Annotated in this window: 17 protein-coding genes; 6 read left to right on the top strand and 11 right to left on the bottom strand. The window is 32.0% G+C overall.

From position 1 onward, the window contains the following. Window positions 1-38: 38 nt before the first annotated feature. The 4 genes from KPL54_RS09395 to KPL54_RS09380 form a co-directional block, all read right to left on the bottom strand. A complete protein-coding gene (locus tag KPL54_RS09395) occupies window positions 39-1013 on the bottom strand; it encodes an acyl-CoA dehydratase activase (RefSeq protein ID WP_216106317.1) in 975 nt (324 codons plus the stop codon). Continuing rightward, window positions 994-2091: an acyl-CoA dehydratase activase-related protein gene (locus KPL54_RS09390; protein ID WP_216106316.1), complete on the bottom strand. Its 1098-nt coding sequence runs from the start codon at window positions 2089-2091 to the stop codon at window positions 994-996. The genes KPL54_RS09395 and KPL54_RS09390 overlap by 20 nt, the downstream gene beginning before the upstream one ends. Further along, entirely contained in the window at window positions 2045-2983 is a 939-nt protein-coding gene (locus KPL54_RS09385) for an acyl-CoA dehydratase activase-related protein (protein WP_216106315.1), read from the bottom strand. The genes KPL54_RS09390 and KPL54_RS09385 overlap by 47 nt, the downstream gene beginning before the upstream one ends. Before the next feature lie 298 nt (window positions 2984-3281). After that, entirely contained in the window at window positions 3282-4085 is an 804-nt protein-coding gene (locus KPL54_RS09380) for an MBL fold metallo-hydrolase (RefSeq protein WP_216106314.1), read from the bottom strand. Window positions 4086-4408: 323 nt separating this feature from the next. On the opposite strand from KPL54_RS09380, the gene KPL54_RS09375 reads away from it, so the two are divergent. From KPL54_RS09375 to KPL54_RS09355, 5 genes are all read left to right on the top strand, one after another. Continuing rightward, window positions 4409-5974 (top strand): ABC transporter substrate-binding protein, encoded by a 1566-nt coding sequence (locus KPL54_RS09375; protein ID WP_216106313.1) that lies wholly within the window; start codon window positions 4409-4411, stop codon window positions 5972-5974. 79 nt (window positions 5975-6053) lie between these two features. Continuing rightward, a complete protein-coding gene (locus KPL54_RS09370; protein ID WP_216106312.1) occupies window positions 6054-7058 on the top strand; it encodes an ABC transporter permease in 1005 nt (334 codons plus the stop codon). Window positions 7059-7072: 14 nt separating this feature from the next. Next, window positions 7073-7966: a nickel transporter permease gene (nikC, locus tag KPL54_RS09365; protein WP_216106311.1), complete on the top strand. Its 894-nt coding sequence runs from the start codon at window positions 7073-7075 to the stop codon at window positions 7964-7966. A gap of 13 nt (window positions 7967-7979) precedes the next feature. Further along, window positions 7980-8957, top strand: a complete 978-nt coding sequence (locus KPL54_RS09360; RefSeq protein ID WP_216106310.1) for an ABC transporter ATP-binding protein — start codon at window positions 7980-7982, stop codon at window positions 8955-8957. A 2-nt stretch (window positions 8958-8959) separates the two neighbouring features. Continuing rightward, window positions 8960-9922: an ABC transporter ATP-binding protein gene (locus KPL54_RS09355; RefSeq protein WP_216106309.1), complete on the top strand. Its 963-nt coding sequence runs from the start codon at window positions 8960-8962 to the stop codon at window positions 9920-9922. 64 nt (window positions 9923-9986) lie between these two features. On the opposite strand, the gene KPL54_RS09350 is transcribed toward KPL54_RS09355, so the two are convergent. From KPL54_RS09350 to KPL54_RS09330, 5 genes are read right to left on the bottom strand one after another with little or no spacing between them, the layout of a single operon-like run. Next, on the bottom strand, window positions 9987-10775 hold the full coding sequence (locus KPL54_RS09350; protein ID WP_268038388.1) for an ABC transporter ATP-binding protein: 789 nt from the start codon (window positions 10773-10775) through the stop codon (window positions 9987-9989). A gap of 15 nt (window positions 10776-10790) precedes the next feature. Beyond that, window positions 10791-11810, bottom strand: a complete 1020-nt coding sequence (locus tag KPL54_RS09345) for a FecCD family ABC transporter permease (RefSeq protein WP_216106308.1) — start codon at window positions 11808-11810, stop codon at window positions 10791-10793. Continuing rightward, window positions 11803-12810: a FecCD family ABC transporter permease gene (locus tag KPL54_RS09340; RefSeq protein WP_216106307.1), complete on the bottom strand. Its 1008-nt coding sequence runs from the start codon at window positions 12808-12810 to the stop codon at window positions 11803-11805. The genes KPL54_RS09345 and KPL54_RS09340 overlap by 8 nt, the downstream gene beginning before the upstream one ends. An 18-nt stretch (window positions 12811-12828) precedes the next feature. After that, window positions 12829-13074 (bottom strand): ABC transporter substrate-binding protein, encoded by a 246-nt coding sequence (locus KPL54_RS09335; RefSeq protein WP_216106306.1) that lies wholly within the window; start codon window positions 13072-13074, stop codon window positions 12829-12831. Between the two features lie 49 nt (window positions 13075-13123). Continuing rightward, window positions 13124-13801, bottom strand: a complete 678-nt coding sequence (locus KPL54_RS09330; protein WP_216106305.1) for an ABC transporter substrate-binding protein — start codon at window positions 13799-13801, stop codon at window positions 13124-13126. 435 nt (window positions 13802-14236) lie between these two features. On the opposite strand from KPL54_RS09330, the gene KPL54_RS09325 reads away from it, so the two are divergent. After that, complete coding sequence (locus tag KPL54_RS09325) at window positions 14237-14890, top strand: pentapeptide repeat-containing protein (RefSeq protein WP_216106304.1); 654 nt, start codon at window positions 14237-14239, stop codon at window positions 14888-14890. 71 nt (window positions 14891-14961) lie between these two features. On the opposite strand, the gene KPL54_RS09320 is transcribed toward KPL54_RS09325, so the two are convergent. Together KPL54_RS09320 and KPL54_RS09315 are read right to left on the bottom strand one after the other, a co-directional pair. Then, complete coding sequence (locus tag KPL54_RS09320) at window positions 14962-16044, bottom strand: stage II sporulation protein P (protein ID WP_216106303.1); 1083 nt, start codon at window positions 16042-16044, stop codon at window positions 14962-14964. Window position 16045: 1 nt separating this feature from the next. Beyond that, window positions 16046-16438, bottom strand: a complete 393-nt coding sequence (locus tag KPL54_RS09315) for a BlaI/MecI/CopY family transcriptional regulator (protein WP_216106302.1) — start codon at window positions 16436-16438, stop codon at window positions 16046-16048. Between the last annotated feature and the right edge of the window lie 73 nt (window positions 16439-16511).

The following is a 16511-nucleotide window of genomic DNA, read 5'->3' as shown; positions in this document are numbered from 1 at the left end:
AATAAGATACTAAAAAAGTAGAGGTATTAGATAAATATTTATCTAATATCTCTCTTTTTGAGTTCCATTTTATTGCTCCATTTGCCACACCTATCTCCAAAGCAGCCTACGGTCTTTTCGCCATCTTTTATTGCAATTACTTCACAATTATTACCACAACCATTGCACTCAATATTTCTGGGTACAAAATCATTAAATGCTATTTCAAACCCTTTAAAATTTGTTTTACCTATCCTCATGTTTTTTTCCTTTGAAAGTATTGCAGCCCCTATAGCACCCATGACATTATAATGAGCTGGGACATAAACCTCAGTATTTAAGGCATTCTCAAAAGCTGCTTTAATACCAATATTCGCTGCAACACCACCTTGAAAAAATATTTTTGACCGGATTTGTTTACCTTTTCCAACATTGCTTAAATAATTTCTTACCATTGCTTCGCAAAGCCCACCTATTATGTCCTCTTCATTATATCCAAGCTGTTGCTTATGTATCATGTCAGACTCTGCGAAAACAGCACATCTTCCAGCTATTCTAACAGGTGATTTTGACTTTAATGCATAGTCTCCAAAATCTTCAATAGGTATCTCTAGCCTTTCTGCTTGCCTATCAAGAAAAGACCCTGTACCTGCTGCACATACTGTATTCATTGCAAAATCTGTTACTATACCATTTTTTAATAGTATTATCTTTGAATCTTGACCACCTATTTCTAATATGGTATTTACTTCTTTGTCAATTTCAAGGGCTGCAACTGCATGAGCAGTAATTTCATTTTTTACAATGTCTGCACCTATTAAAAAAGATGCCATTTGTCTTCCACTTCCAGTAGTTCCAACAGATTTTATTTGTTTAGTATCATATTTCTTGTTTAATACTTTTAATCCATCTTGAATTGCTTTTATAGGTTTACCTTTCGTTCTTAAATATAATTTTTCTATAACATTTAATGAATTATCTAATAGTACAATGTTGGTACTTACAGATCCTACATCAACTCCCATATAGTACATTGTTTTTTCTCCTCTCTAACATATCTACAAATGCTTCTATCCTAGTAATATAGCCGGCTTCTCCAGTCATTTCGTCTACTATTAAAGTCATTATCGGAAAATTCTTATCACTTGAAATTTTAGTTAAAATTGATTTTGATACAATTTCAGGCATACATCCCATAGGAAAAATTTGAATTGCTCCATCAAAACTTTCTTTTTCTGCAAGAAGCACTTCGCCTACACATTCTCTAGCGTGACCACCAATATAATATGGAAGATATTCTTTAGAGGCTTTTCTTATGTCAATTGAGTTAAGTTTAAATGGGCTAAGTAATGTATTTTTAATCCACCAAGTAGGGGTAAGTTTTCTTTTAGTGGATACGCCATAGTCCATAAGTTTATCTTCTATATATAGATTAGCAAATGGCTCAATTATAGTATAAATTTCACCAATAATTGCAATTTTAATTGGGGCCTTATCTTTATTAATAGGAACATTATCTATTTTATTATTATATTCTTTTAAAATGCTCACCATCTGTGGTGGCGAAAGTGCCTTGGCGGCATTAGTGGTACATTCTTTTAAAAGGTTTTTAAATTGACCCTTGTTAACTTCAAATCCTGTTAAATAATGTACTTTACTTTCAATTTTATCTATAAGCTCATTTACCTTGTAGGCCACTTTTAATGCCTTGATTTTTTGTAATTTACCTTCTTTACTATTATTTGATATCTTGGATAGGCGATTTAAAAATTCATTTTTGCCAATGTCAAAAGGACTATCAACTACAATAAAAGTTAAGTTGTGACCCATTTTCTTAAGTGCATTTATTTGCAATTCGCAGTACTCACCAAATCTACAAGGACCACAGCTTCCAGGAAGGAGTATGGTATCAGCCCCAAGTTTTATACTCTGCAAATAATTACCCATCATAATTTTATAAGGTAAGCACATTTCTTCAGGAGAAAACGTCGAACCTAGCTCCAATGCTCCGCTACTACTAAATGGTGCAATTATACATTCTATACCGAGACCATCAAATAATGCTTTAGCTGCAAGATGTGTGTTGCCGAAATGTGGAAATGTTATCTTCATTGTTATTTTTCCTTTCAATCATATCAATAAAGGCCTCAATTCTTGTATCTAGACCACCTTCACCAGTATGTTCATCAACTTTTAAGACTAAAAGAGGGAAATCGCAAAGCTTATCTTTAATAAGTTCAATTACAACAGAGTCTATTCCACAAGCAAAGGATGATATATATATAGCACCATCTATTTCTTTATTTTTAGCTATACTAGTTGTAAAGCCATAAGAATTTGATGCAAAAGTCCAAAAGGGACGTTTAAAAAGAGTATTTACTTCTGATTTAATTTGTTCTTCACTCACGCATTCCTCTGTTATGATTCCTACTCCTAATTTGTTTAATTTCTTTACTATATCCATATTAATAAAGGTATCGTAGAGATTGTATGGATGCCCAACTAGAGCGATAGTTATTTTATAGCCTTCATCTTTGATACCAAATTTAGTCTTTCTTTGTTCCTCTAGAGCATTGTTAAATGCAACCTTTGTTTTGCGTTTGTCTTTTGTAATCATGGTAGCTAATTTTTTGCACCAAGTATATAATTCCTTCTCGCTTGTTGCATAGATAGGTTCTGTCATTACTTTTGGCATATTAGGTATGCTACATAGGATCATTTCTGGAAGACCGCAAAACTTTGGGCATATAAATTCGCGCTCGCGTACCCTCATAAATCTTGGTATTATTAATAAATCACATTTATCTTTTATATCTAAGATATGTCCATGGAATATCTTTATAGGGAGACATGCTTCATCTACACAATATTTAATTCCTTCATTTAAAATATTTTTATTCGTATCTGTAGATGTAATTATTTCTACACCTAGTTCACTTAAGAATCTTTTTATAAAGGGGTAGTATTTATAATATAATAACCCTTTAGGAATACCAACTTTCATAATTTACTCCTTCCATGTGCATATATCACTCTTTTTTATTCTGAACTATTTATAGGAAAAGTATTCTTATTTAGAATATAATTTTATAGAAGAGCATGTTATATATTTGTTATTGCATAAAAAAATCTGCGCCCATAATATCCTTAGAATATTATGGGCACAGACTTATGGTAAATATTTTGTTTGTTTAATATTAAATCATCTCCTGCGGAGCTGCAATATTAATGACTTCAGAAGGAGATTTATATTCCCACTTATAAAAGTGGGAGACTTTCCTTCTGAAATGTCATTAAATCATTTACAATTTAATAATATCTAAATCATCAGGAACAATAATATTTCCTGTGAAGAATTTCTTGCCTTCATCAGTATATAGTTTTCTTCTATTTAATATATTTTTATCCTCAGTATGAAATAGAACTATATTTTTTACATTTAGTTTAGATGCATTTTCACAAGCATCTTTTACAGTAGCATGATGTTTTTCATAAGGTTTAAAGATATCCTTTTGTGAATATAAACAAAAGGCTTCGTGAAAAAGATAATCTACATTATTAGCATATTCAAATAACTCTTCATTATAAGGCTCATCACCAAAAAAAGCCAAACTTTTTCCGTTTTTAAGTATTGTATTAAAGCCAAACTGAAGTTCTTTAGTACTTCTAATATCAAAAAAATTTATATTTAAGTCTAGTATAGTAACAGTGCACTTATCATAAATTTCATTAAATAGTATTCTGTTTCCAATATACTTTGTAAATTTTTTATCTAATAGTAAGTCGCTTATTGTGTTTATTATATCAACATTATTTTTGTGGCAATAAATTGTTAGATTGCCGTCATAATTTCCATTCATAATTTGCTGAGCTACAGCCCTGATGATCCAAACAATGCCAGAAATATGATCGTTATGTCTATGAGATATAAAAACATTGTGGATATTGCCTATATCTATGTTTAATTTTTCTAGGTTTGAGAGTATGGTATTTCCACCACCTGTATCTACTAAAAAATGCTCTTTACCGCTAGAAATGGTAAAACAAGTGTTATAACATTTTGTAACCATAGCACTCCCCGTACCTAAAATATTAACTGATTCCATATATTTTCCCCCAATATTAGTTTGATTATAATAACAATTTTTTATTTTAATTTATATCTTAACCTATACTTATTATTGCAGTAAAAAACATATTTATCAATAGTTTATATAACGTAGTTTAAAAATTATATATTAAATATGAAAGAGTACTTAATTAATAATTAATAAAAATAGATTTTATGACATATACATAGTTGCATAGGTGCAATAAACAATTAATTGAATTTGTAATTAATAAAACTTGCAATTTTAAATTTATGGTGGTAAAATAGGCTAAATAAATGCATGATTCCAAAATGAATATTTCAGGGGGGCAAATTAATATGAAAAGGAAATATATTGCTATGATGCTTACAGGGGTACTTGTATTAAGTGCCGCGTTTACAGGTTGTGGAAGTTCAAAGGCTACCGCAACCAAAACAGGAACGCCAAAAACAATAATTTATTCTCAGGGAGCAGATCCTAGAGGATTAGATCCAGCTTATGTAGATGATGGTGAGTCTGCTAAGGTTATTGTTAATGTTTATGAAGGTCTTCTTAAATACAAAGATGGATCTACTGATATTGAACCTAGTCTTGCTACGGATTGGAAAATTAGTACTGATGGAAAAGAATATACTTTTAATTTAAGAAAGAATGTTAAGTTCCAAGATGGAACACCTTTTAATGCAGATTCGGTTATATATAGTGTTGGGAGACAACTGCCTCCAAAGGCTACAAATGATATGCCTTATGCATCTTTCACATTTGGACCAGTATCAAAACTTGAAAAAACTGGCGATTATTCAGTTAAGTTTACGCTTAAAAATAAATATACTCCGTTTTTAGCCAATCTTGCAATGTGCCTTGCAGCTCCAATTGTAAGTCCAACAGCAGCTAAAAAGTTTGGAGCTAAATTTGTTGAAAATCCAGTTGGTACAGGGCCTTATACTTTTGTATCTTGGGATAAAAATCAGTCAATAAAACTTAAGAAAAATGATGCGTATTGGGGAGTTAAAGCAAAGGCTGATAACATAGTGTTTAAGTTTACAAAAGAAAATTCAGTACGTGCCAGTGATTTAATGACTGCCGGAACAGATATAATTGACGGAGTTGATCCTAATGATATTGCAAAATTAAAATCTAGTAATATGAAAATATATCAAAGTGATGGAATGAACATCAACTATATGGGATTTAATACATCAAGAGCACCATTTAATGATGTTAAGCTAAGGGAAGCTATTTCTCATGCAATTAATCGCGATGAATTAGTTAAATATTTGTATCAAGGATATTCAACTGTAGCAAACAGTCCACTTCCATCCTTTATGCCTGGTTATGATAAGACAGTTGAGCCATATAAATATGATGTAGCAAAAGCAAAAGAAATGCTTAAAGATGCTGGAAAATCAAATTTAAAGGTTAAAATTATTACTTATTCAAATCCTAGACCATATAATACAGTTGGTGGACAAAAACTTGCAGAATCAGTTCAAAATTACTTGGCAAAAATTGGAGTTACAGCAACAATAGATTCATACAATTGGACTGATTACAAAGCAAAACTTGCTAATGGAGAAGGAGATATATTCTTCTATGGTTGGACAGGTGACAATGGTGATGCGGATAACTTCCTTACATTACTTGATTCACATGAAATTAAATCTACTTTGAATTCAGCTCAATATTCAAATCCTATTGTGGACGCCTTACTTGTAAAAGGCAGAGCATTACCAAATGGAGAGGAAAGAAATAAAGTTTATAAAGAAATTCAACAAGTAGTATCAAAAGATGCTCCATGGCTTCCAATATCACATTCACAAGCCCTTGCAGCATATTCACCTAAGGTTACTGGGTTTGCTATACATCCAACAGGAACAGTATTCTTTAGTGGTGTAGATAAATAATTACATTTAAGAAAGATTTTTAGGTGGAATACCGTAAGGTGCGGTGTTTCACTTTTTAAGATTTAAAGAGGAGGTAACCATGGCTAAATATATTATTAAAAGACTGCTTTTGCTATTACCAGTCATCGTTGGAGTATCAATGCTTGTTTTCTTGGTTATGCACATGTTTACTACTGATCCAGCTGCCACAATTCTTGGTCAGCACGCAAGTCAAAGTCAGATTATAGCTCTAAGAGAACAACTTGGACTTAATAAGCCTATTTATCTTCAGTATTGGGATTTTTTAATAGGAATATTTCATGGGGATTTGGGAAATTCACTTATGTCAAAAACTCCGGTATGGGATGAAATAATGGCACGTTTCCCAGCTACAATTGAACTTGCATTAGCAGCTATTATATTTTCTTCTATTTTTGGAGTTATTATGGGGGTTATTTCTGCTATTAAACAAAACTCAATTGCTGATTATATTTGCATGATAGTATCACTACTTGGAGTATCAATGCCTATATTTTGGTTAGGCTTAATTTTTATATTGGTTTTTTCGGTTCAACTTCATTGGTTGCCGGTATCTGGGAGAATAGATATAGGCCTTGAACCAATTAGAATTACAGGTTTGTACTTAATTGATTCTTTGGCTACTGGAAATATGGCCGCATTCTCTAGTGCTTTAAAACATCTAATTATGCCAGCAGTAGCACTTGGGTCTGCATCCACTGCGATTATTGCAAGAATGACTCGTTCTACTATGCTTGAGGTTGTAAGACAAGATTATATTAGAACCGCTAGAGCGAAGGGTCTTTTAGAAAGACCAGTTATATTTGGACATGCACTGAAAAATGCATTGATTCCAATTATAACGGTAATAGGGCTCCAACTAGGATCCTTACTAGGGGGAGCAGTACTAACAGAGACAGTATTCTCATGGCCAGGTGTTGGTAAATACGTAGTAGATGCAATTTTAGTTACAGATTATCCGGTTGTGCAAGGTACGGTTATGATGATGGCAGTAATTTTTGTTCTTGTTAATTTAATTGTAGATATAATTTATGCATTTATAGATCCAAGGATTAAATATTCTTAGAGGAGTGATATAAAATGATAACCCAAAATTTAAATGAAGAAGTACAATTGCAAAACACTCCTAAAGAAGAATCCAAACTTGGGAATGCATGGTATATGATTAAGAAAAATAAAGCAGCTCTAGTCGGGCTCGTAATTATAATAATATTAGTACTTGTTGCCATTTTGGGACCATTAATTATGCCTTATAATCCGAATATAGGAGAATTAGCTCAAAGTCTTCAAAAACCATCATTAGCTCATTGGTTTGGAACAGATGAGCAGGGGCGTGATATTTTAAGCAGGATAATAGATGGTACTAAAATTTCTTTAAGAGTTGGCATTACAGCAGTTGCAGTAGCTCTATCCATAGGGATATTTGTAGGATCTATAGCTGGATATTATGGTGGCAAGGTAGACATGCTAATTATGAGATTTATGGATATTATACTTGCCTTCCCTTCGTTATTACTCGCAATTGCTTTTATGAGTGTTCTAGGTAAGGGTATAGATAATGCTATAATTGCAATAAGTATTGTTACCATTCCTGAATATGCGCGAATCGTTAGGGGTTCAATATTATCAATTAAAGATAGTGAGTATGTTCAAGCTGCAAGAGTTATTGGAAATAGTGATTTTGCTATAATATTTAAACACATATTACCTAATGTAATTTCACCTATAATTGTGCGTGCGACTCTTGGAGTATCTAACGCTATTTTAGATACGGCGGCTCTTGGATTTTTGGGCCTTGGAGTACAACCTCCACAAGCGGAATGGGGGAGCATGCTAGGAGCAGGGAGAGGATATTTTTATAATGCTTCTCATATAATTCTATTTCCAGGTATTGCTATAACAATAACTGTACTTGCTTTCAATCTATTTGGTGATGGACTCAGAGATGCTTTGGATCCAAAACTTCATCAATAAGGGGGATAACATAATGTTACTAGAAGTTAAAAACTTAAAAACTCAATTTAGAGTTAAGGGTGGACTCGTAAATGCAGTAGATGGCGTAGATTTTGAGGTTGATAAAGGTGAAATACTGGCCATCGTTGGTGAATCTGGTAGTGGAAAAAGTGTAACTTCATTATCGATATTGAGCCTTATACCAAATCCACCTGGAGAAATTATAGGTGGAGAGATTTTATTTAAAGGTGAAGACTTATTAAACAAAAGTAATAAAGAGATGAGAAATATAAGAGGTAATGAAATAGCGATGATATTTCAAGAACCTATGACTTCTTTAAATCCTGTATTTACTGTAGGAAAGCAAATAGCAGAAACTATAACTAGGCACAAGAAATTAAAAAAGAAAGATGCTATGTCTGAGGCAGTTAAGATGCTAGAGATTGTAGGTATTCCTACTCCAGAGAAAAGAATAAATGATTATCCCCATCAATTAAGTGGTGGTATGAGGCAAAGAGTAATGATTGCTATAGCACTTTCTTGTAATCCGGAATTACTTATTGCAGATGAACCTACAACTGCTCTTGATGTTACTATACAAGCTCAGATTTTAGAATTAATAGTAAAACTAAAAGATAAATTTGGCACTGCAATTCTTCTAATTACTCATGATCTTGGAGTAGTTGCAGAAACTGCAGATAAGGTTGTAGTAATGTATTGTGGTAATATCGTTGAAAGAGCAACTTCACTCCAGTTATTTGAGAAACCATTACATCCATACACGCAAGGTCTACTTCTTTCCATACCTAAGGTGGATGAGAAGGTTGACCAGTTATTTATGATTCCCGGAATGGTGCCTAATCCGCTACATATGCCAGAGGGATGTTCTTTTAGTGATAGGTGTAGTAAATGCATGGATATTTGCAAGGTTAAGCAACCAGAGCTTGTTGAATATGAAGGTAGAAAAGTTCGCTGTTTTTTATACAGTGATAAACGGGAAGGACAGGTGTAAATATGGAACCATTATTAGAAGTTAAAAGTTTAAAAAAATATTTCCCTGTAAAATCTGGTGTATTTGGTGGAACAACGGATTTTGTTAAGGCTGTTGATGGTGTGTCATTTAATATTTTTAAGGGTGAAACCTTAGGACTCGTTGGTGAATCCGGTTGTGGAAAATCAACTACTGGTAGAATGCTTGTTAATCTTATGACTCCAACCGCGGGTAAAGTTATTTTTGAAGGAAGCGATATAGCTAAGTTATCAAAAAAAGATCAAAAGAGTATGAGAAAAAACATACAAATTATATTTCAAGATCCTTACTCTTCTCTAAATCCGAGGATGAACATTGGTGACATTATAGCAGAACCTATGAGGGTAAATAAAACAGAAAGAAAAGAGGATATAGAAAGGAGAGTTTTATCACTTTTAAATTGCGTTGGACTAGCTAGTTTTCATAGAAATAGATATCCACACGAATTTAGTGGTGGTCAAAGGCAAAGAGTTGGTATAGCAAGGGCACTTTCTCTAAATCCAAAGCTTATTGTTTGTGATGAACCAGTATCAGCATTAGATGTTTCTATACAGGCTCAGGTATTAAATTTACTTCATGATCTTCAAAAAGAATTTAACTTAACCTATTTATTTATTGCACATGGGTTAAATGTAGTTAAACATGTAAGTACAAGAGTTGGTGTAATGTATTTAGGGAAAATGGTTGAAATTGCGGATGGAGATATACTCTATAATGAACCTAAGCATCCATATTCACAGGCACTATTATCGGCCATTCCAATTCCAGATCCAACTAAGAAAAAAAGTAGAATAATATTAACGGGTGATGTGCCAAGTCCAATTAATCCACCATCTGGGTGCAGTTTTCATACTAGGTGTTTTAAATGTTCAGAAAAATGCACAAAAGAAGAACCTAAATTTGAAGATATAGGTGGAGGGCACCGAGTAGCATGTTGGAATCTATAAATTATAAAAATAGACAATTTAATATTGTCTATTTTTTTTGAAATTATATAGTGAAATGATATTATCATTTCAGACATGCCTCATAGCTAAAGCATACAGGTGCTCCGTTATGAGAATCAATCATGATTCTTGCATCGATATGGAACACTTCTTTCAATACATCGCGAGTAATAACTTCTGATGGCGTCCCAACTTTAATTATTTTTCCTTCTTTCATAGCTACAATTTCGTGTGAAAATCTTGCCGCATGATTAATATCATGAAGTACCATAACAATGGTACGTTTTCGCTCTTTATTTAACTTTTCTACAATTTGTAAAACGTCAAGTTGATGAGCCATATCAAGAGATGTAGTTGGTTCATCTAATAATAGAACTTCTGTTTCTTGTGCAAGTGCCATTGCTATCCAAACCTTTTGTCTTTGTCCGCCAGATAAATTTTCAAGTTGCCTGTTCCCAAAAGATGTAGTTTTCGTAATATCCATAGCCCATTCAATTATTTTTTTATCTTTCGGCAATAGTGTATTAGCATTATTTCGATGTGGATATCTTCCATAAGAAATAAGTTCTTTTACTTTAAGCTGGGATGGTGCAATTGGACTTTGGGGAAGCAAAGCAAGATGTTTTGCTATTTCTTTTGTAGGTATATTATTTAAATCCTGACCTTGCAGATAAACTTTTCCACTCTTTTGATTCAAAATTCTTCCCATGGTTTTTAATAAAGTAGATTTACCACATCCATTGGGACCTATGATGGTAGTGATTTTACCTTGTTTAATATCTAAGTTTAGATTCTTAAACACTGCGAATTTCTTATAACTTGTTTCTAGATTTTCCATTTTAACAATATTCACTTATCATTTCTCCTCTTATGTTTTGCCTTTGGCTAGTAAATATAGAAAATATGGTACACCAATGATTGAAATTACAATTCCAACAGGTAATTCGGCTGGAGAGAAAACTGTTCTTGCAATAAAATCGGAAACAAGGACAAGTAATGCTCCTATCGCACCACATACTGGAATGACTCTTTTATGATTTATTCCAACGAGTCGTTTTGCAATATGAGGAGCTATAAGTCCAACAAAGCCAATACTTCCTGATACGGAAACACATGCACTCACAAGCCCTATACTACTGAGCAGAAGAATAGATTTTTCTTTTTCTACTGAAACGCCTAAACTTTTTATGCTTGTTTCTTCTAGTTGGAATAAATCTAGTAAATAAGCTTTTTTATTAATAATAGGAATTAAAATAATAAGCCAAGGCAGCATTGAAATAATATATTTCCAGTTTGCGTCATAAATGCTCCCAGAAATCCAAACCGTCGCCATTTCAAAATCAGTAGACTTCATTTTAAGTGATAAATATAGAGAAAAAGCTCCAAACGCTGAGCCAATAGCAATTCCTGTTAGTAACAGACGGCTTGTGTCCAGTTTCCCATCTTTAAAGGAAAAAAAATATATTAATATAGATGCGCAAAGTCCACCAAATAGGCCAAATAGCGGTAAGCTCATAATGGAAAGCCAGTTGGAACCGATATTACCATGAAAGAAAAACATAAAAAATACAATAGCAGCTCCAGCTCCAGCATTAATTCCTAAAATGCCTGAATCGGCTAATCCATTTCTTGTTACACCCTGAATAACAGCTCCCGAGATTCCTAAACCTACGCCTACAAGACCGGCGATAACAATTCTTGGAAGCCTAAAATGAAATATAACTAAATCATATTCTGAAACCGGGTTAACCCTAAATATAGTCCTAAATATATCTTTAATAGACATATCGAAAGTACCGCTTGTCAAGCTAATATAAATTGTAGCAATAATTAAAAACAGTATTATTAGGATTGTTATTATGTAAGACTTTTGTGAATCTTCATGCATTTTTCTCTCCTCCTCTAGTTCTTATTAGATAAAGGAAGAATGGAATGCCAATTAAAGCAGTAACAACTCCTATTGGTGTTTCAAATGGATAATTAACAAATCTACTTATTACATCGCAAAGGGCTAGAAAAATTCCACCAATTACAGCAGCGCAAGGAATTATCCACTTGTAATCAACACCTACTAAAAATCTTGTGATGTGAGGAATAATAAGTCCAACAAAGCCAATTTTACCAACAAGTGCAACTGCGCTACCCGTTAAGCAAACAATAGATATTATGGCAATTACTTTTATTAGTTGTGTACGCTGTCCTAAATTAATGGAGATTTCATCTCCTAAGGAAAGAATCGTAATAGATCTTGATATAAAAATTGATAACGTTATACCAATTATTCCAAATGGGATTACTATTTTAAGCATTGTGGGATCGATTTGATGTAATCTAGCATTATACCAAAAACTAATATTTTGAGAAATTTGAAAATAGGATGCAATTGCAGCAGAAATACTGCTTAAAAATGTACCAATAACAGTTCCGATTATGGCAAGTCGTACAGGTGATAATCCGTTTGGAATAAGTGACCCAAAACCGAAGACAATACAAGCTCCAAGTGCTGAACCTACCATGGAATAGAAAATCATATGAAGTGAGGTCATACCTGGATCTATTACCATACAAATGGTAATCACAAAGGCCGCTCCATCACTTACACCCATAATTGACGGGGAGGCAAGATAATTTCTTGTCATCCCCTGCATAAGTGCCCCTGATATGGCAAGATATGCGCCAACAAGAAGTGCTCCTATTACTCTTGGTAACCTGGATGTTCTAATAATATTATGATCTAAATTTCTGGGGTCATAATTAAAAAGTGCATTCCAAACTACTATAAAATCTATATGTTTTGCACCATATAAAATTGATAAAATAATTGTTATTAAAATTAATATGGGTGTTATGCATAGAATTATCTTGGGCACTGAATTTGTTTTTGACATTTAATTCAACTCCCCTTACTATTTAACTAAATCTGACTTTACAACTTCTAAAAATGATGTTTTACTCATAGCTGTTCCACCTTGAAGGAGGGGGTCAACTGAGTTTACAAATACTTTTTTATTTTTTACAGCTGTGATGCTTTTCCAAATTGGATTCTTTTCTAATTCATCTAATGCTTTAGTTTTTTCTGAGTTTTCACTCCCTGCGAATTGTAAAAAGATGTAGTCTGGGTTCATTTCTGAGAATTTCTCTAATGATATCATTTCTTGTGCTTTTATAGGTTTGATTTCTTCAGGGACAGTTAATCCTAGATCATTTATATATAACTGGGTTAAAATAAACAGTTGCTGGATAAAGGTAAATACTACCGCCTCTGATTCTTGCAATAATGACTTTTTTATCTTTTAATTTATCTCCTATTGCTAGCTTTGCTTTTGTGGCGCCTAACTTATACTCAGTTATTATTTTTTCAGCTTGAGGTTGTTTTCCTGTAAGTGAAGCCATTAAACGCAAATTGCTATCCCAATTTGTTGAGATATGTGAATAAGGGATGGTTGGAGCTACTTTCCCTAACTTTTCAGTTACAGTTCCTGGAGATTTAGAAGACCACATAATTACATCGGGTTTTAACTTTAGAAGCGTTTCATAATTAGGTTGCATTTTTTCTCCAATTGATACCGCACCCTCAAGCTTTGAGGCTAGATATTGAGGTAGTTTGCCACCAACAGTAATGGCACCTATAGGTTTTACTCCAAGCACTGCAGCATCTTCCATAGATTCTAAACTCGAAGTTACAATTTTGGTTACATTTTTCGGAAGTTTGTATTTCTTGTTTAGATATGTTATTGTCTGAGTGTCTTGTTTTATATTGGAAGTAGATGCACTTTCAGTTGCTGTTATTTGTGAGTCTTTTTTTGAATTGTTAAAAACTATAAGGCCAACACAAATTACAATTACTAACCCAATTAAAAAAAATTTTTGCTTCATCATTTTACTCTCCTTTTAATACTACTTAAATAAAAGTAATATTGCTAAATAAATTTTTGAACATATAATTATACATAAGTTGTGGATATCATATTCATTAGCGTTAGAACTAGTAGGGTTACGTTAGATTATGATTATCATTTTTAATTGATAATCATAATCAGTGATAATACAAAGTATATAGTGGTTACTGTATTTTTGCAAGGTAAAAATTGGATACGTATCATGGCATAGCGATATTTTTATAAATTATAAAAAAATAGATATAAAAATATTGCAGCGACTCAGGAGATGATTTAGTATCGTTTTAGAATTGTACTTACCTGGATTAAATTAAAAGAGTATACTATAATTATATTTGTAATTATAAAATAAATAGTTATTTAGAGATGCATATCTGTAAATTATTTGTTTTAAGATTAAATGGAGGGAATACATATGGAAGAGAAAAAATTAAAAACAAAAGTTATAAGACCTAAATTTGATACAGATTTAGATATTATAGAGTTATCTAAGGAGAAGATTGAGGATGAGAGTATATTTTCTTTTGGAACAGTTAGTGATTGCTGCTTAGAGAATCATGAAGCTGATAGGGTGAATTTTAAACAGGTAATATTTACAAAAGTTATCTTTAATAAAATAACTTTTAGACGTATAGAGATGACAGATGTAAGATTTGAAAATTGTGATTTATCAAATGTCGATTTTAACGAGGCGTCATTGCATAGAGTAGAATTTGTAAATTGTAAAATTATTGGAATTAATTTAAGTGAGACAACTTTTAGAGATGTAATTTTTGAAAATTGTAATGGCCAATTTGCTTTCTTTAATTATTCTGATTGTAAGCAAGTTGCGTTTCTTGAGTGTCAATTACGTTCTTCAGATTTTCAAAATTCAAAGCTTTTAAAAGTTGAATTTAGGGAGTCCAACATGCTTGGGGCTCAAATGAACTACACAAGTCTTAAAGGAATAGACTTTACCAGTTGTAACATTGAAGGTATGGGAGTAAATATTGCTGATGTTAAAGGTGCACGAGTTACAACAACGCAAGCAGTTTCATTATCAAGCATACTTGGTCTTATTATTAAATAATTTATTTGGTTTTAAGAAAAAATAATGAATGTAACTTTATAAGGTTACATTCAAAATGGTTGGTAATAGGATTATTTTTTACCATTTAATTGCTCTGCAAATATTCTTGATAAATACATACCAGTATTTTTTACCTGTGATATAGTATTATTATTATTTCCTACCTCAACAAGCAATGCATTATTACTTCTACCTTGATTATAGAAATTTATTCCCCAGTCTGCATAATAGATTTCTCTTGGATCTAAAAGATTCGGAAATAATTTATTCGATACTCCAACCATTGAATCTACTAGTTTTTTTTGCTTGGCATACCTAGGGTTTTGACGTGTAACAACAAATAAAAATTCAGCTACATCTTCTCCATTTATTTTAGTTTTTAATACGTTATTACTAGAAGTTGGAACGCCATCTCTATGTAAATCTATAATTAAATCAAAATCTCCATATTTTTTTAAATACTTATCCAAATTAACTCCAGAATTTTTATAGGCTGAATTATAATCAGGTACATTATTTACAGTTTTATCATGTATAACAGAAATTCCATACTTACTTTCTAGTTGCTCGGTTATTACATCGCCTACAGCACATACATTTAGTGTTTCATCTGCATTAAAAGCAGTTTTAGAGGTATCTTTTTCAGAAGTACGATAAGCTTCTGTTGTATGAGAATGATATATTAGTACTCGTGGCTTTGATTTATTTAAGGTTTGTTTCAAATCGTTATTAATGAGGTTTGCTACAACATCTGGGTCTTTAGATTTACTTACCTGGTTTTCAACCAATTTAAAGGGAACAATTGAGTTTATATCATCCCCTTCATTGTTTACATTAGTACTAACTTTATTTTTGTCCAAATAAGCAATTTCTTTTGTTATTATTGATATAGGATTGGAAGTATCTATTCCTAAAAATGATAGGATTGAATATTTAATTTCACTGTTGGTATCCTCTTCTCCATTGCTAGGAGAATTAAATAAAGCTACTGTATTAGTAATTGCCTTAATAAAAAAGTAATTTTGAGATTTACCTTCATTAGTCGCATTAGCACTCTTAGGCAAAACTAAACATAATAAAAAAATAAAAAGGAATGTTAAAACACTTAAAAGTATTTTGCTCTTACTATTTTTTTTAATAGCATTACGCCTCATATTAATCCTCCCCACATTTCCGTTTAATAAGTTGATTTAGTATATCTTTTAAGTCCTTTATATCTAATTGAGATAACTCGTCTGATTGGGCGAAGGTCAAAAGCATGGATTTAATAGAACCATTAAATACTCTATTAACAAAGGAAAAACTCTCTAATTTTATACACTCATCTTCTGAGACCAAAGGATAATATAAATATTCATAACCTAATTTATTAAATCCAATTATATTTTTATTTAATAATCTATTAATCAAACTTTTAACTGTAGCTGGTTTCCACTCAGATTTATCCTTTAATTCTTTTATAATGTTGATTGATGAAATTCCAGGATTCTTCCATATTATTTTCATTATCTCCCATTCAGCATTTGATATTTTGGACATTTTATACATTGATATATCACCCCATTTAAATTACAACTGTAATTATAAGCTTTAGTTTACAATTGTAATTTGTGTATTTTAT

Origin of the sequence: Clostridium estertheticum (assembly GCF_018861295.1) — a bacterium.
GTDB classification, from domain to species: Bacteria; Bacillota; Clostridia; order Clostridiales; family Clostridiaceae; genus Clostridium_AD; species Clostridium_AD estertheticum_D.
The sequence above is the reverse complement of the archived record's forward strand: the minus strand, read 5'-3'. Positions and strand labels throughout refer to the sequence as shown.

Coding starts and splice junctions, on each gene's coding strand:
- KPL54_RS09395 (WP_216106317.1), bottom strand. CDS start 1,013: ATGTACTATATGGGAGTTGATGTAGGATCTGTAAGTACCAACATTGTA.
- KPL54_RS09390 (WP_216106316.1), bottom strand. CDS start 2,091: ATGAAGATAACATTTCCACATTTCGGCAACACACATCTTGCAGCTAAA.
- KPL54_RS09385 (WP_216106315.1), bottom strand. CDS start 2,983: ATGAAAGTTGGTATTCCTAAAGGGTTATTATATTATAAATACTACCCC.
- KPL54_RS09380 (WP_216106314.1), bottom strand. CDS start 4,085: ATGGAATCAGTTAATATTTTAGGTACGGGGAGTGCTATGGTTACAAAA.
- KPL54_RS09375 (WP_216106313.1), top strand. CDS start 4,409: ATGAAAAGGAAATATATTGCTATGATGCTTACAGGGGTACTTGTATTA.
- KPL54_RS09370 (WP_216106312.1), top strand. CDS start 6,054: ATGGCTAAATATATTATTAAAAGACTGCTTTTGCTATTACCAGTCATC.
- nikC (WP_216106311.1), top strand. CDS start 7,073: ATGATAACCCAAAATTTAAATGAAGAAGTACAATTGCAAAACACTCCT.
- KPL54_RS09360 (WP_216106310.1), top strand. CDS start 7,980: ATGTTACTAGAAGTTAAAAACTTAAAAACTCAATTTAGAGTTAAGGGT.
- KPL54_RS09355 (WP_216106309.1), top strand. CDS start 8,960: ATGGAACCATTATTAGAAGTTAAAAGTTTAAAAAAATATTTCCCTGTA.
- KPL54_RS09345 (WP_216106308.1), bottom strand. CDS start 11,810: ATGCATGAAGATTCACAAAAGTCTTACATAATAACAATCCTAATAATA.
- KPL54_RS09340 (WP_216106307.1), bottom strand. CDS start 12,810: ATGTCAAAAACAAATTCAGTGCCCAAGATAATTCTATGCATAACACCC.
- KPL54_RS09335 (WP_216106306.1), bottom strand. CDS start 13,074: ATGATATCATTAGAGAAATTCTCAGAAATGAACCCAGACTACATCTTT.
- KPL54_RS09330 (WP_216106305.1), bottom strand. CDS start 13,801: ATGATGAAGCAAAAATTTTTTTTAATTGGGTTAGTAATTGTAATTTGT.
- KPL54_RS09325 (WP_216106304.1), top strand. CDS start 14,237: ATGGAAGAGAAAAAATTAAAAACAAAAGTTATAAGACCTAAATTTGAT.
- KPL54_RS09320 (WP_216106303.1), bottom strand. CDS start 16,044: ATGAGGCGTAATGCTATTAAAAAAAATAGTAAGAGCAAAATACTTTTA.
- KPL54_RS09315 (WP_216106302.1), bottom strand. CDS start 16,438: ATGTATAAAATGTCCAAAATATCAAATGCTGAATGGGAGATAATGAAA.